The organism is Burkholderia sp. 9779_493, from assembly GCF_015712215.1.
In the GTDB taxonomy this organism is placed as follows: Bacteria; Pseudomonadota; Gammaproteobacteria; order Burkholderiales; family Burkholderiaceae; genus Burkholderia; species Burkholderia cenocepacia.
In genome coordinates, this window is record NZ_JACCQA010000058.1 from 1 (window position 1) to 14,807 (window position 14,807).

The 14,807-nt window shown below is 67.9% G+C and carries 9 protein-coding genes and 2 pseudogenes; 6 read left to right on the forward strand and 5 right to left on the reverse strand.

Translation table 11 applies throughout. From position 1 onward, the window contains the following. Positions 1 to 14: 14 nt before the first annotated feature. Both H0X95_RS33585 and H0X95_RS33590 read left to right on the forward strand, forming a co-directional pair. The gene (locus H0X95_RS33585; protein WP_059721738.1) at positions 15 to 1,433 is read left to right on the forward strand and encodes an efflux RND transporter periplasmic adaptor subunit; all 1,419 of its coding nucleotides are present in this window, start codon (positions 15 to 17) and stop codon (positions 1,431 to 1,433) included. A gap of 31 nt (positions 1,434 to 1,464) precedes the next feature. Further along, entirely contained in the window at positions 1,465 to 3,000 is a 1,536-nt protein-coding gene (locus H0X95_RS33590; RefSeq protein ID WP_059721737.1) for an efflux transporter outer membrane subunit, read from the forward strand. Here the strand turns inward: H0X95_RS33590 and H0X95_RS33595 are convergent. From H0X95_RS33595 to H0X95_RS33605, 3 genes and pseudogenes are all read right to left on the reverse strand, one after another. Next, positions 2,978 to 4,438 (reverse strand): heavy metal sensor histidine kinase, encoded by a 1,461-nt coding sequence (locus H0X95_RS33595; RefSeq protein ID WP_059721735.1) that lies wholly within the window; start codon positions 4,436 to 4,438, stop codon positions 2,978 to 2,980. The genes H0X95_RS33590 and H0X95_RS33595 overlap by 23 nt on opposite strands. After that, positions 4,435 to 5,112 carry a heavy metal response regulator transcription factor gene (locus tag H0X95_RS33600; protein WP_006489720.1) on the reverse strand — a complete coding sequence of 226 codons (678 nt, stop codon included), beginning with the start codon at positions 5,110 to 5,112 and terminating at the stop codon, positions 4,435 to 4,437. The genes H0X95_RS33595 and H0X95_RS33600 overlap by 4 nt, the downstream gene beginning before the upstream one ends. Positions 5,113 to 5,368: 256 nt before the next feature. Next, positions 5,369 to 5,785 (reverse strand): annotated as a pseudogene (locus tag H0X95_RS33605) (Rieske 2Fe-2S domain-containing protein); the annotation flags it as partial. A gap of 185 nt (positions 5,786 to 5,970) precedes the next feature. Here H0X95_RS33605 and H0X95_RS33610 point away from each other — a divergent pair. After that, a pseudogene (locus H0X95_RS33610) lies at positions 5,971 to 6,249 on the forward strand (LysE family translocator); the annotation flags it as partial. Positions 6,250 to 6,279: 30 nt separating this feature from the next. On the opposite strand, the gene H0X95_RS33615 reads toward H0X95_RS33610, so the two are convergent. Next, on the reverse strand, positions 6,280 to 7,557 hold the full coding sequence (locus H0X95_RS33615) for an ATP-binding protein (protein ID WP_196446372.1): 1,278 nt from the start codon (positions 7,555 to 7,557) through the stop codon (positions 6,280 to 6,282). Beyond that, a complete protein-coding gene (locus tag H0X95_RS33620; protein WP_102898717.1) occupies positions 7,541 to 8,290 on the reverse strand; it encodes a response regulator in 750 nt (249 codons plus the stop codon). The genes H0X95_RS33615 and H0X95_RS33620 overlap by 17 nt, the downstream gene beginning before the upstream one ends. A 323-nt stretch (positions 8,291 to 8,613) precedes the next feature. Here H0X95_RS33620 and H0X95_RS33625 point away from each other — a divergent pair, with 323 nt between their 5' ends. Genes H0X95_RS33625 through H0X95_RS33635 form a run of 3 tightly spaced genes read left to right on the forward strand, consistent with a single transcriptional unit; the run spans position 8,614 to position 14,495 of the window. Continuing rightward, positions 8,614 to 9,870: an efflux RND transporter periplasmic adaptor subunit gene (locus H0X95_RS33625; protein WP_006489739.1), complete on the forward strand. Its 1,257-nt coding sequence runs from the start codon at positions 8,614 to 8,616 to the stop codon at positions 9,868 to 9,870. A 12-nt stretch (positions 9,871 to 9,882) separates the two neighbouring features. Beyond that, positions 9,883 to 13,071: an efflux RND transporter permease subunit gene (locus tag H0X95_RS33630; protein ID WP_196446373.1), complete on the forward strand. Its 3,189-nt coding sequence runs from the start codon at positions 9,883 to 9,885 to the stop codon at positions 13,069 to 13,071. Continuing rightward, positions 13,068 to 14,495, forward strand: a complete 1,428-nt coding sequence (locus H0X95_RS33635) for an efflux transporter outer membrane subunit (protein WP_059721733.1) — start codon at positions 13,068 to 13,070, stop codon at positions 14,493 to 14,495. Before H0X95_RS33630 ends, H0X95_RS33635 begins: the two co-directional genes overlap by 4 nt. The last annotated feature ends 312 nt before the right edge of the window (positions 14,496 to 14,807 follow it).

A 14,807-nucleotide genomic window follows, 5' to 3' on the forward strand; every position in this document is an offset into this window, starting at 1 on the left:
CCCCCGGACCCATCATGAACGACTCGATCGAACCCGTCGCCCCGCCGCCCGCCGCCGAAGCGGCCACCGTGGCCGCAGCCGTGCCGCCCGCCGCGCGCGGCGCCGCCTCCGATACACCGCCGCCCCGCCGCGGCCGCAAGCTGGCCGTGCCGCTCGCGGCCGTCGCGCTCGCCGCCGCGCTGCTCGCGCTCGGCATCGTGCCGCGGATCGATGCACGCGCCGCGCAGCGCGCGCAGGTCGCCGCGCAGCAGGCGCTGCCGGTGTCGGTCGTCATGCCCGGCGCGGCGCCGGCCGACCAGACACTGACGTTGCCCGGCTCGGTGATGCCGTATGCGGACGCGTCGATCTATGCGCGCACGAGCGGCTATATCGCGCACTGGAGCGCCGATCTCGGCGCGCACGTGAAGGCCGGCCAGACGCTCGCGCAGATCTCGGCGCCCGATCTCGATGCGCAGCTGCGCCAGGCGCGTGCGGACGAAGCGAGCGCGCAGGCGAACTACGACTATGCGAAATCGACCGCGCAGCGCTGGCAGGACATGCTGAAAACGCAATCGGTGTCGCAGCAGGACACCGACACGAAGGTCGCGGACATGAACGCGAAGCGCGCGATGCTCGCGTCCGCGCAGGCGAACGTCGCGCATCTTGCCGAACTCGTGTCGTACGAGTCGGTCACCGCGCCGTTCGACGGCGTGATCACCGCACGCAACGTCGACGTCGGCACGCTCGTGACCGCGGGCGGCACGCCGGGCAGCCCGGGCCTGTCCGGCGAACTGTTCCATCTCGAACAGACGAACACGCTGCGCGTGTTCGTCGACGTGCCACAGGACAGCGCGACCGGCGTGTCGGCCGGCACGTCCGTCTACCTGACGACGCCACAGTATCCGGGCCGGCGCTTTGCCGCGCAGGTCGCGCGCAGCGCGGGCGCGATCGATCCCGTCACGCGCACGCTGCGTGTCGAGATCGACGTCGACAACCGCGACGGCGCGTTGATGCCCGGCGCGTATGCGCAGGCGCATCTCGTCGTGCCGAGCGCGGCGCCGGCGCTTGAACTGCCGGTCAGCGCGCTGCTGTTCCGCCCGAACGGCGTGCAGGTCGCCACCGTCGGCGCGAACGGGCGTACGGCGCTGAAGACCGTGCAGATCGGGCGCGACTTCGGCACGCGCGTGGAGATCGTCGCGGGGCTCGCGGCGGCCGATCGCGTGATCGACAACCCGGGCGATGCGATCACGGTCGGGGAAGCCGTGAAGGTCGTGTCGACTTCGCACGATGCGGCGCCGGTTGCGGCTTCGTCCGCTTCGTCCGCTTCGTCCGCTTCGTCCGCTCTGCCCGCGCAACCGGCCTCCGCGGTCAGTGCACGCGACGTGCCGCCGGTACACGCGGCCGGTGCCGCGCCGGCTGCGTCGACACTCGCTCCCGCGCCCGCCCACGGCTGACCCATCGACGACCACCCACGAGATGCCTGCCATGCGTCTTCCTCATCCGCTCCCGTTCGCTCGCCGCATCGTCGCGCTCGGCGCCGTCGCCGCACTGACCGCCTGCTCGACGCTGCCGCGCTATTCGCCGCCCGCCGTCGCGGTGCCCGCGCACTATGCAGGCGCACCGGCAGCACCTGCCGAACAAACCGGCTGGCACGTCGCGATGCCGGCCGACGCCGCCGCGCGCGGCGCCTGGTGGACCGTCTTCGACGATGCCGATCTGAACGCGCTCGAAGCGCGCGTCGACGTGTCGAACCAGACGGTGAAGAAAGCCGTCGCCGATCTGCAGCAAGCCCGCGCGATCGTCGACTATCAGCACGCCGGGTTCCTGCCGACGATCACGGCCGGTGCCGCGCAGAGCCGCGCGCGCGTGTCGCAGAACCGGCTCGGCTCGTCGCTCGCCGGCAAGACGACGCCCGACTACCAGGTCGGCGTGGCCGCGAGCTGGGAGCCCGACCTGTTCGGCCGCGTGCGCGACGCGGTGACCGGCGCACAGGCGAACGCCGCCGCGAGCGCGGCCGACCTGCAGGCCGTGAAGCTGTCGGTCACGGCCGAACTCGCGACCGACTATTTCGCGCTGCGCTCGCTCGACACGCAGAAGCAACTGCTCGACGACACGGTGCATGCGTACGCGGACGCGCTGACGCTGCTCAAGCAGCAACTCGCGGCCGGTGCGATCGACGCGTCGGCGGTCGCGCAAGCCGAGACGCAGCTCGAATCGACCCGCACGCAGGACACCGACATCGATGCGTCGCGTGCGCAGTTGCAGCACGCGATCGCGACGCTCGTCGGCGAAAGCGCGTCGACGTTCGCGCTGCCGCCGCACGTACAGCCGTTCCACGTGCCGGCCATTCCGGCCGGCGTGCCGTCGCAACTGCTGGAGCGGCGGCCCGACATCGCGGCGGCCGAGCGTCGCGTCGCGGCCGCGAACGCGCAGATCGGCGAGGCGCGGGCCGCGTTCTTCCCGGATCTCGTGCTGTCGGCGAGCGCCGGCCTCGAAAGTTCGTTCTTCGCGCCGTGGCTCGCCGCGCCGAGCCTGTTCTGGTCGCTCGGCCCGCAACTCGCCGGCACGCTGTTCGACGGCGGCCGCCGCAGCGCGTCGCTGCGCGGCGCGCATGCGCAATACGACGGTGCGGTCGCCGACTACCGGCAAACCGTGCTCGTCGCGTTCCAGCAGGTCGAGGATCAGTTGTCCGCGCTCGATGCGCTCGCGTCCGAGGCCGGCAGCCAGCAGCGCGCGACCGACGCGGCCGACCTGTCGCTGCGGCTGACGACGAATCGCTTCAACGCGGGCGCCGTCAGCTATCTGGACGTGGTGACCGCGCAGACGATCGCGCTGACGAACCGGCGCACGGCCGACCAGATCGACGCGCGCCGGATCGAGGCCGAAGTCGGGTTGCTGAAGGCGCTGGGTGGTGGCTGGCAGGTGAGCGCAGGCGCGAACGCGAAGTCGAAAACCGGCGCGAAGGAACACGCGGCCGCCGCGCGCCACGAACCCGCCGTCACGCAACAGGCGGCCGGTTGAACATGAGCACGAACCGCGTACCGCGCGCATCGCTTTCGACCTGCGCGCTGCCGCCGTGCAGCTCCATCACCGAGCGCACGATCGCGAGGCCGAGCCCGGCCGTGCCGCCCGGCGCACCGCCGCTGCGCGCGGGGTCGCCGCGCACGAACCGGTCGAAGATCCGCGGCAGCAGCGCGGGATCGATCGGCTCGCCCGAATTCGCGACGACGACGCGCACCGCATCGGCCGTTTCATCGACGCTCAGCGTGATGACGCCGCCGGCAGGCGTGTAACGCAGCGCGTTCGCGAGCAGGTTGCCCACGGCCCGACGAAACAGTTCGACATCGGCCGTCAGCTGCCCCTGCCCGTCGACGCGCAACGTCGAGCCCGCTTCGTCGGCGAGCCCCTCGAAATACTCGGCGATGCGCTCGAGTTCGTCGCGCACGTCGAACGCGCGCTGCCGCGTGACGAAGCTCGGATGCTCGGCGCGCGCGAGAAACAGGACGTTCTCGATCATCCGCGCGAGACGGTCGTATTCCTCGAGATTCGATTCGAGCAGCGTCTGGTACTCGTCGACCGAACGCGGCCGCGCGAGCGCGACTTCGGTGGCGCCGCGCATGTTGTTCAGCGGCGTGCGCAGGTCGTGCGCGAGATCGGCGCTGAATTGCGACAGATGCGCGAACGCCTGCTGCAGGCGGCCGAGCATCGCGTTCTGCGCGTCGACCAGCGCGCGCAGCTCGGGCGGCGCGCGCGACGCGTCGAGCCGCGTGTCGAGCTTGTCGACCGTGATCCGGCCGGTGTTGTCGACGATCTCGCGCAACGGCGCGAGCGCCGTGCGGATCAGCCAATAGCCGAGCAGCAGCGCGAACAGCGCGCCGAGCCCGCCGGCGAGCTTGAGCCGGTCGCGGTAGCCGTCGAGCAGATCGGCCCGGTCGCGCATGTTGCGCGCGATCGCGATGCGGATCGGCGTACGGTCGCCGAGCGCGGCCTCGATCACGACGCCGCGCATCGGCGTGCCGCCGTCGGCGGTCCACGTGACGAGCCGGTCGTCCGTGATCCGGTCGTTCGCCGGAACCGGCACCGCGCGTGGCGCAAAGAGCTGCGCGTCGGCCAGCGGCGCCGAGGCGGCTGCCGGCGCGTCGTCGAGTGCGGCGAGCCGGACGTTGTGGCGCGCGAGCACGTCGCCCCCCGCATCGACGACGACCATCGACAGCGCCTCGTTGCCCAGCACCTGGCTCGTCAGCCGCTCCGCGTGCGAGCGAACCGCGTCGAGCGACGCGAGTTCGCCCGCGAGCCGGCGCGTGTGGCGCGCGGCCAGCACGATGTCGAGATCGTCCTGGGTGTTCACCTGCCGCTCGAGGCCCGCATACACGTACGCGCCGACGAGCGCGAACGCGGCCAGCGTGGTCGCGGCGAACGCGAGCGCGAGCGTCGCGGCCAGCGAGCGCGGCCGCGTCATGCGTCGTCCTTCGGTTCGAGCACGTAGCCGACGCCGCGCACGGTATGGATCAGCTTGACCGGGAACGCGTCGTCGATCTTCGCGCGCAGGCGCCGGATTGCGACTTCGACGACATTGGTGTCGCTGTCGAAATTCATGTCCCACACGTACGACGCGATCTGCGTGCGGCTCAGCACCTCGCCCTGGCGGCGCGCGAGCAGCTGCAGCAGCGAGAATTCCCGCGGCGTCAGGTCGATCCGCGTCGCGCCGCGCTTCACGCGGCGGCGCACCACGTCGATGTCCAGATCGCCGACCGCCAGGTGCTCGGTCTCGCGCGGCGGCCCGCGACGCGCGAGCGTGCGGATCCGGGCGAGCAGCTCGACGAACGCGAACGGCTTCACGAGGTAGTCGTCGGCGCCGAGTTCGAGGCCGTGCACGCGGTCCTGCACGTCGTCGCGCGCGGTCAGGAACAGCACCGGCGTCGTGTGCGTGTCGCGCAGCCGCTTGAGCACGCCCCAGCCGTCGAGCACGGGCAGCATCACGTCGAGCACGATCACGTCGTAACGCTCTTCCTGCGCAAGCATCAGCCCTTCGCCGCCGTCCTTCGCGAGATCGACGCTGAAACCCGATTCCTCGAGCCCCTTCTTCAGGTACGCGCCCGTCTTCGGTTCGTCTTCGACTATCAGGATGCGCATCGCCGGCTCCGTCGCATTCGTGGGGACATGCGGCGATGTTACCGGGAAACGGCGACGCGGCGCCGCTGCGTGCAAGCGCGAATGGCGTAGATGACAAAACCGTAATCAGCCGGTCAGCCTGGCGTGCGGTTGCACGAAAACAGGGACACATTGGCATCGCGGGGCGGTTCGGCCGCGCGCGCCAACGCCGGCCGTCCATGCGGTTCATCGCTGTTCGCGCGCGCCGGACGGAACGGCGCGGCCGGCGCCGGTCAGGCTAACGCCGCCGGCTCGCGCAGGGCGGCTCGCTCACCCCGACGCGGGCGACCCAGCCGCGGTAGAACGCGCGGTACTTCAGCACGAGCGTGTCGTACCGGCTGTACGCACCGCCGCCGTCCGGCTTCATCCCGTTCCAGATCCTGACGTCGTACCCCGCCGCCTGTCGGGTCTGGAGCCCGAACAGCCCGTAGTCGATCGCGCGCCGCGGCACGCCGCGCGCCTTCCTGATCGAGATCAGCATGTGCATGACGTTCTTGCCGTCGCTCACCGGCGTCACGCACTGGAGCAGCTTGTATTTGACGTCTGCGTCCAGCGCGACGGTCGTCACGCATCCGCCCGGGTAGCCGTCGAAGTGCAGGTTCATCTGCGACATGTTCATGCCAAGCGCGCGCGACAGCATGCCGAACGGCCCGAAGAGATCAGGCGTGCCGCGAGCGCGTGGATCGTTACCGCGGTGTCCTCGAGCCCGCGGGAGAACAGAAAGGCCATGAAGACGAGCACATTCACGGAAGCGCGAATCGCATTCGCGCTGAAACACTTCAACGGCGTGCCAGCGCTGGCCGGCCGCGAACCGCGACACTGACGAATCGAGGAGGCCGCGTGCCCATCCAGGAAGCCTTGCTGAAGATGTCGATGTACGTGTCGCTGGTGCCGATCGTGCCGGGGCCGACCAATACGCTGCTGCTGTCGTCCGGATTGAAGGTCGGCCTGCGTGGCACCTGGCCGCTGATCGTCGCCGAGGCGCTCGGCTACGCGATCGCGATTGCCGGATGGGGATTCTTCCTGTCCGCGCTCGCTGCGGGCCGGCCCTGGCTTTATGACGCGGTCAAGCTCGCGAGTTCCATCTACATCTTTTTCCTCGCGCTGAAGATGTGGACGCATAAAGCAAGCTGGGCGGCGCGCGGCGCTTCATTGCGCGACGCCGCGCTTCGGAAACCGCATCGCTATGACGAGCCCGCCGTCGGCCGCGTTGGCAATTTGCAGCGTGCCGCCGTGATGGCGAACGAGGCGGTGAACGATGGCCAGGCCCAAACCGCTGTGCGAGGTGCCGCCGCGAGCGGGATCGAGCCGGACAAACGGACGCAGCACGCGATCCAGATCAGGCTCGGATACGCCGGGCCCGTGGTCTCGCACCACGAGTTCGTAGTGCTCGCCATGCGCTCGCGTGGTGATCTCCACGGGCGGCTCGCCGTAGGTCAGCGCATTTTCGACGAGGTTCGAGAGCATGCGGTCGATGTCGACCGCAGGTAGCATGAAGTCGGGCCCCGCGTGAAGATCGAGCGTGACGAGCGCATCCCGGTGCGCCTCGCCGCTCGGACTCGGTGCGTCGGTGTAATCGCGACGGCAATGCGTGTCCACGCTGATCCGCGGCGAACCTTCGGGGATCTCGCGCGCAAAGTCGAGAAACTGCGTGATGACACGCGACATGGATTCGGTATCGCGCAGAAAACCCTCGCGATCGCCACGATCGGTCAGCAGGTCTGCCCGCACCTGCATGCGTGTGATCGGTGTGCGCAGGTCGTGCGCGATACTCGCCAGCATCACGGCGCGCTCGCGCTCGGCCACGGCCAGCTCGCCGGTCATGTCGTTGAAGTCGCCGATCAGCTCGCGCAATTCGCGCGGCCCGCGCTTGCGCACCATGTTCAGATGGTGGCCGGTGCGATGTTCGCGCGCGGCTGCGGCAAGATCGCGAATGGGGCGATTCAATTGCCACGCAAGCACGACGGCAACCACGATGGCGAACATCAGCGTCAACGCCAGCGCCCCGGTGAAACGGCTCAGCGGCACCTCGGCTTGCGGCAGCACGATGCCACGCGTGCTGCCCGCGGGGAGCACGCGCAGCGTGCCGTCGTCGTCCATTGCCACGTGAGTGCCCGGCGGCAGCACGTGCCGCAATTGCCGTTCGATGGGCCCGTTCGTGTCGTCGCGAAAGCGCCGCGCGTCGGCGGCCGGCAGTTGCTTCAGGTCCACGAACGAAATACCGAGGATGTCCGCCCCGGACCGCTCGCCGTCGCCGCCCCGCCCGTCCATGCCGGCGGCAACCTCCACGACGCGCGAAATATGGAAGGCGGCGAGGCTCGCGCGCGTTCGCTCGATCAACAGCAGCGACGTGAGATGAACCAGCATCAGCAGGCCCGCCGTGGTGATGACGAGCCGGCCGAACATCGTATCAAGTGGATTCTTCATCGGCCGGGTTGTCGGGAATGAACATGTAGCCGATCCCGCGCACGGTTTGCAGCCGTCGGGGATTGGACGGGTCGTCCTCGATCAGGCGGCGCAGGCGCCATACCGGCACGTCGATGCCGCGCTCGGTCACTTCGGCATCCGGACCGTGGAGCAATTCGATGAGCCGCGTACGCGAAAGCGTTTCCATGGGGTGCGAGGCCAGCACCTCGAGCAGCGCGTACTCGCCGCCGGTGAGCTTCACGGGCGTGCCTTCGCACAGCAGCGTGCGCGTCGCGAAATCCAGTTCGAAGCGGCCGAACCGGCACGGAGCGGGCTTCTCCTGCACCGCTGTCGTCCGCGGTGGCCCTTGGCGGCGCAGCACTGCCTGGATGCGCGCGAGCAGTTCCTGGGGCATGAACGGCTTGCCCAGATAGTCGTCCGCCCCGAGTTCGAGCCCGAGCACGCGGTCAATGCCGTCGGCGCGCGCGGTCAGCATGATGACGGGAATCGTGTCGCCGCTCGCGCGCAGCTGCTTGAGCGCGGTGAGGCCATCCACGCCCGGCATCATGAGGTCCAGCACGATGATGGCCGGCCGTTCGCGCTCCAGCCGCCGCGCGAGATTCGTTGCATCGTGCAGAACGGAGAACTCGATGCCGCGCTGCTGGAAGAACCTGCGCAGCAGGTCGCGCAGTTCCGCATCGTCGTCGACGAGCAGGACTTGCGGCGCGGAGCCGGGGATGGAAGGTGGGTGCATTTCAGGTATTCAGGGCGGCGTGAGGACGAAATGATGGTAGCCCGGATACGATCTGACTGGCTTTCGAAATATTACTGTGATTTGCGATTCCTAACGGAACCAGCACAAGGGCCGGGCCGCGAGGGTATTACGTATGCCGAAATCCCGATTCTCTTCCCCCTCTCCAGGCGCGTCACTGGACAGTAAGTTTCCGTAAGCACAAAAAAATGCGCCGTCGGTAGCGTTACGCCTTGTCCAGCACCGGCACCGCCAGGTCCCCTGAAGCGTCCGGAGCCGTCCCGTTCTCGCATCGCGCGACATCGCGATGTCCAAACAGGTCAAAGATGAAGACGCCCATTCTCGCGAACCACGCGCACCACCCCATGACGTACAGGCCGCGCCAGCTGTTTGCCGCACTCTCGATCCTTGCGATAGTCGGAACCGCCGGCTGCAACAGGCAAACCGGCGCACCGCCCGGCGGCTTCGCCACGCAGACCGCCCAGGTGGGCGTGCTCTCGCTCGCGCCGCAGCGGATCGTCGAAACGACCGAACTTTCCGGCCGCCTTTCCGCGCAGAAGGTCTCCGACGTACGACCGCAGGTGAGCGGCATCATCCTCAAGCGCTTGTTCGTGGAAGGCAGTGACGTGAAGGCGGGCCAGGTGCTCTACCAGATCGATCCGGCCACCTACCAGGCTGCCTACGACCAGGCACGCGGCACGCTGGAAAACGCCCGCGCCACGCTGGCTTCGGCGAAGACGAAAGCGGACCGCTTCACCGAACTCGTGAAGATCAACGCCGTGAGCAAGCAGGACTACGACGACGCCGTCGCCGCGGTTCGCGCAGACGCCGCGAGCGTCACGGCCGACGAGGCAGCGCTCGAATCCGCGCGCGTGAACCTCGAATACACGCACGTGCGTGCGCCCATCTCCGGACGCATCGGCGCATCGACCGTGACGGAAGGCGCGCTCGTGACCTCGAACCAGACCACCGCGCTCGCCACCATCCAGGCGTTCGACCGGATGTACCTCGACGTCACGCGCCCCAGCACGGAATGGCTGAGGCTTCGCAAGGCCTTCGCTTCCGGGCGCCTGAAGAAAACGGGCAGCGACAGCGCCGCCGTCACGCTCGTGATGGAAGACGGCACCGAATACGCCCACCCCGGCGCGCTGCAGTTCTCCGGCGTCACGGTGGACGCCACCACCGGGTCGGTCACGCTGCGCAGCACGTTCCCGAACCCCGAACGCGAATTGCTTCCCGGCATGTTCGTGCGCGCCCGCCTGGAAGAAGGCGAGAACGACAACGCGATACTCGTGCCGCAGATGGCCGTGACGCGCGCGTCGGACGGCAAGGCGAGCGTCTACGTCGTGGATGCGGCCGGCAACGCGCGGCAGGTGCAAGTCACGGCCGACAACGCATTCCGGGACCAATGGATCGTGACCTCGGGCCTGCACGCCGGCGACCGCGTGATCGTGAGCGGCCTGCAGAGCGTGCATGCGGGCGCGCCGGTCAAGGTGGCGGCCGATACGCCGCAGACGCAGGCGAACGCGGCATCCGCGGCACCCGCGACGGACACGGCCTCGACCGTGTCGGCACGACGCTAGGCGGAGAACGGCATGGCAGAGTTCTTCATCAAGCGCCCCATTCTCGCGTGGGTCATGGCCATCGTCATCATGCTGGTGGGCGCGGCGGCGGTCACGAGTCTTCCCGTCGCGCAGTACCCCACCATCGCGCCGCCCTCCGTGCAGGTGACGGCCACTTACCCCGGCGCCTCCGCCGACACCGTCGCGGCAACCGTGACCCAGGTGATCGAGCAGAAGCTGAGCGGCATCGACAACGTGCTGTACATGTCGTCCACGAGCAGTTCCGCCGGGCAGGCCACCATCACGCTGACGTTCAATCCCGGAACGAATCCCGACATCGCGCAGGTACAGGTGCAGAACAAGGTGACGCAGGCCACGCCTACCCTGCCCCAAACGGTGCAGGAGCAAGGTGTGCAGGTCGCGAAGGCGTCGACGAGCTTCCTCATGATCGTCGCGCTCTCGTCGCCGGGCGGCACCTGGAATTCGGTGGATCTCGGCAACATCATCGCGACCCGGATCGAAGATCCGCTCGCGCAGTTGAACGGCGTGGGCGACGTGACGCTGTTCGGCGCGCAGCACGCGATGCGCATCTGGCTCAACCCGGTGAAGCTGCACAGTTTCGGACTCGCGCCCTCCGACGTGACCACGGCCATCACGAACCAGAACGTCGAGCTTTCCACGGGGCAGGTCGGCGGCTCGCCGGCAACGGATTCGCAGGCCATCAACGCGACCATCCGCTCGTCGAGTCTGCTGACGAGCGCCGACCAGTTCGCCGACATCCTGCTGCGCGTGAACAGCGACGGCTCGCGCGTGCTGCTGAAGGACGTGGCGCGCGTCGAGGTGGGAGGCGACAGCTACGACACCGCGTCTCGTCTGAACGGCAAGCCGGCATCCGCGCTCGCCATCAAGCTCGCCACCGGCGCCAACGCGCTGGACGCGGCCAACGCCGTGCGCGCGAAGCTCGCCGAGATCCAGCTGCAATTGCCGAAGGACGTCGCGATCAGTTACCCGTACGACACCACGCCGTTCGTTCGCATCTCGATCGAAGAGGTCGTGAAGACGCTGTTCGAAGCGGTCGTACTGGTCTTCCTCGTGATGTACCTGTTCCTGCAGAACGTGCGCGCCACGCTGATTCCGACCCTCGTGGTGCCCGTTGCGCTGCTCGGCACGTTCGGCGTGATGTCGATGATCGGTTTTTCGATCAACGTACTCTCGATGTTCGCGATGGTGCTCGCCATCGGCCTGCTCGTGGACGACGCCATCGTGGTGGTGGAAAACGTCGAGCGCATCATGAGCGAGGAGAAGCTCGGCCCGAAGGAAGCCACGCACAAGGCGATGGGGCAGATTACCGGCGCCCTGGTCGGCGTGACCACCGTGCTCACCGCCGTCTTCATTCCGATGGCGTTCTTCGCGGGCTCCACGGGCGCGATCTACCGGCAGTTCTCCATCACCATCGTCTCGGCGATGCTGCTGTCGGTCATGCTCGCGCTTACGCTCACGCCGGCGCTGTGCGCCACGCTGCTCAAGCGCGCCGACGTGGAGCACCACGCAAAGCGCGGCTTCTTCGGCTGGTTCAACCGGTGGTTCGCCAAGCGCAACGCGGGCTACAGTTCCTCGCTCGCACGCGTGGTCGCGCGACCCGCGCGTTACATGCTGCTCTACGGCGCGATCGCCGGCGTCGTGGCGTTGCTCTACGTCACGTTGCCCTCCTCGTTCCTGCCTGACGAAGACCAGGGCTACTTCATCGTGTCGATCAGCGCGCCCGCGGGCACGCCGGCCTCGCGTACGCTGAAGACGGTGGAGGCCGTGGAGCAGTACGTGCTGAAGGACGAGCCGGGCGTCAAGCAGGTCATCGCCATCAACGGCTTCAGCTTCAACGGCCAGGGGCAGAACAACGCCATCGCGTTCGTGACGCTCAAGGACTGGAGCCTGCGCGGTTCGCGCGACAGCGTGTCGGCCATCATCGCGCGCGCCAACCAGCATTTCGCCGGCAATCGCGACGCGCGCATCTTCGTGCTGAACCCGCCCGCCATTCAGGAACTGGGTACGCAAAGCGGCCTCGACTTCGAGATAGAAGATCGCGGCGGCGCAGGCCACGACAAGCTGCTCGCGGTGCGCAACCAGTTTCTCGGCATGGCGTCGAAGGAGCCGACGCTCGCGATGGTGCGTCCGTCCGGCCTTGAAGACACGCCGCAGCTGCAGGTGGACATCGACCGCGAAAAAGCCAACGCGCTGGGGCTTTCCATCTCCGACGTCAACGCGACGCTGCAGACCGCGTTCGGTTCGTCCTACGTGAACAACTACATCGACACGGGGCGCGTGCAGAAAGTCTACGTGCAGTCGGACGCCCCGTATCGCATGATGCCTGCCGACCTTGGCGACTGGTATGTGAAGGCAAGCAGCAGTGCGTCGAGTTCGTCGTCCTCGAGCACCACCACGAGCACGACCGGCTACGACTCCACGATGGTGCCCTTCTCGTCGTTCGCAAAGAGCCACTGGACGTTCGGGCCGCCACAGATCGAACGCTACAACCGGCAGCTCGCCACGGGCATTTCGGCCGCCACGCGGCCCGGCGTGAGCACCGGCGAGGCAATGACGGCAGTCGAACAGCTTGCACGCAAACTGCCGCCCGGCTTCGCCGTGGAATGGACGGGCCAGTCGTATCAGGAGAAGCAGGCCGGCTCGCAAGCCACGGTGCTCTACGCGATCTCGCTCGTCGTCGTGTTCCTGTGCCTGGCGGGCCTCTACGAAAGCTGGTCGATTCCGCTTGCGGTGCTGCTCGTCGTGCCGCTCGGTGTGCTGGGCGCGTTACTTGCCGCTCATGGGCGCGGGCTTTCGAACGACATCTATTTCAAGGTGGGGCTGCTGGCCACTATCGGTCTGTCCACGAAGAACGCCATCTTGATCGTCGAGTTCGCGAAGGATCTGCAAGCGCAGGGACGCAGCCTCGTGGACGCCGTACTCGAAGCCGCCCACATGCGGCTGCGCCCCATTCTCATGACTTCGCTCGCGTTCGTGTTCGGCGTGCTGCCGCTCGTCATCAGTACGGGTGCCGGCGCCGGCGCACGCCACGCCATCGGCACGGGCGTGACGGGCGGCATGATCGCGGCCACGGTGCTCGCCATCTTCTTCGTACCGGTCTTCTTCGTCGTGGTGCGCAGACTGTTCAACGAACACGGTCACACGACGGACTCCGCCGGCATCAACGAGGGCAACGCATGAAACGCACACTGATCGCCCTTGTCTGCACGGGCATGCTGGCAGGCTGCACGCTGGACCCGACGTACCAAAGGCCGGCCGCACCGGTCGACAATACCTGGTCCACCGTGCCCTCGCGGCCGCAGCCGAAGGCCGCGCAGAGCACGGCTGCGGCACCGCTGGGAGCCGACCTCGGCTGGCGCGACTTCTTCAAGGATCCGCGACTGCAAAAGCTGATCGAACTCGCGCTCGCGAACAACCGCGACATGCGCGTGGCCGCGCTCAACGTGGCGCAGTACGAAGCGCAGTACCGCATCGCGCGCGCCAACGTCGGACCGGCCATCAACGCATCCGGCTCGATCACGCGCGAACGCGTGGCCGGCTCCACGGGCGCATACGGTTCGAGCAGCGCGAGCGTGGGCCTCACATCGTGGGAAATCGACTTCTTCGGCCGCCTGCGCAGCCTCAAGCGCCAGGCGCTGGAGCAGTACCTCGCCACGGACGCCGCGCGCACCAGCACGCAGATCAGCCTGATCGCGACCGTCGCCACCGACTATCTGCAACTGCGCTCCGACGAGACGTCGTTGCAGATCGCACAGAACACCGTGGATGCGGACCAGCACACCTACGATCTCACGGTGAGCATGATGAAAATGGGCAGCGCGTCGCTGCAGGACGTGCGCCAGGCCGAAAATTCGCTGGCGAGCGCGCGGTCGAGTCTCGCCTCGTACACGCGTGCGGTCGCGCAGGACCGCAACAACCTGGTGGCCGAAATCGGTGCGCCGCTGCCCGACGATCTGCCGCAGGGCCCTTCGCTGATGGAAAGCGAGCACACGTTCGCGGACATTGGCGAAGGCGTGCCGTCGGATCTGCTCGCGCGCCGGCCCGACATCGTCGAAGCCGAGCACACGCTGAAGGCCGCCAACGCCAACATCGGTGCGGCGCGCGCCGCGTTCTTTCCGAAGATCGAGCTGACGGCTTCCGCGGGCACCACGAGCGGCAGCCTCTCGAACCTGTTCAAGGCGGGCACGGGGGCGTGGACGTTTGCGCCGACCCTCTCGGTGCCGCTCTTCGATTTCGGCTACAACCGCGCCACGCTGGACGTGGCGAAAGTCGAGAAGGACATCGACGTCGCCAACTATGAAAAGGCCATCCAGACGGCGTTCAAGGAGGTGTCGAATGCACTCGCGGGACGCACCACGTACGTCACCCAGGTCGCCGCGGATCGCGACTACGTCGAGTCCGCGCGGCAATACTACGACCTCGCGCAGGCACGCTACCGCAGCGGCACCGACAGCTTCCTGACCCTGCTCGACGCGCAGCGCACGCTCTACGCCGCGCAACAGCAACTGGTCACGGACATGCTCGCCAAGCAGTCCAATCTCATCACGCTGTACAAGGTGCTGGGCGGCGGCTGGCGGGAAACGAGCGCGGTGGCGCAGCGGTAGCCTCCGTACGCCCGTGACCGACGCGCTTTCGCACATCACGGGCGTCTTGCCATCGATGCCTCGTTCCCCCGCAGGAACGGACTGCTAAAAACAGCGATGCGCACGACGGATCGCGCGCGGTTCTCGCGAAAGCCCATCTTTCTGGCCCATCCTCGCCCGGCCCTCCCACGTGCAATCTTTTTGCATGCCGACAGCGGCATGCGGGCGTCTCGTCCGCCTGGCCAGCGACCGAAAAGTGACCCTCCTAACATCATAGGATTGCATTTTCACATTTAATGTGATTTTATTATCACCTGTCGCGAGCGGCCGCCG

Excerpts from the sequence above, each read along its gene's own strand:
- H0X95_RS33585 (WP_059721738.1), top strand. The coding sequence starts at position 15 with ATGAACGACTCGATCGAACCCGTCGCCCCGCCGCCCGCCGCCGAAGCG.
- H0X95_RS33590 (WP_059721737.1), top strand. The coding sequence starts at position 1,465 with ATGCGTCTTCCTCATCCGCTCCCGTTCGCTCGCCGCATCGTCGCGCTC.
- H0X95_RS33595 (WP_059721735.1), bottom strand. The coding sequence starts at position 4,438 with ATGACGCGGCCGCGCTCGCTGGCCGCGACGCTCGCGCTCGCGTTCGCC.
- H0X95_RS33600 (WP_006489720.1), bottom strand. The coding sequence starts at position 5,112 with ATGCGCATCCTGATAGTCGAAGACGAACCGAAGACGGGCGCGTACCTG.
- H0X95_RS33615 (WP_196446372.1), bottom strand. The coding sequence starts at position 7,557 with ATGAAGAATCCACTTGATACGATGTTCGGCCGGCTCGTCATCACCACG.
- H0X95_RS33620 (WP_102898717.1), bottom strand. The coding sequence starts at position 8,290 with ATGCACCCACCTTCCATCCCCGGCTCCGCGCCGCAAGTCCTGCTCGTC.
- H0X95_RS33625 (WP_006489739.1), top strand. The coding sequence starts at position 8,614 with ATGAAGACGCCCATTCTCGCGAACCACGCGCACCACCCCATGACGTAC.
- H0X95_RS33630 (WP_196446373.1), top strand. The coding sequence starts at position 9,883 with ATGGCAGAGTTCTTCATCAAGCGCCCCATTCTCGCGTGGGTCATGGCC.
- H0X95_RS33635 (WP_059721733.1), top strand. The coding sequence starts at position 13,068 with ATGAAACGCACACTGATCGCCCTTGTCTGCACGGGCATGCTGGCAGGC.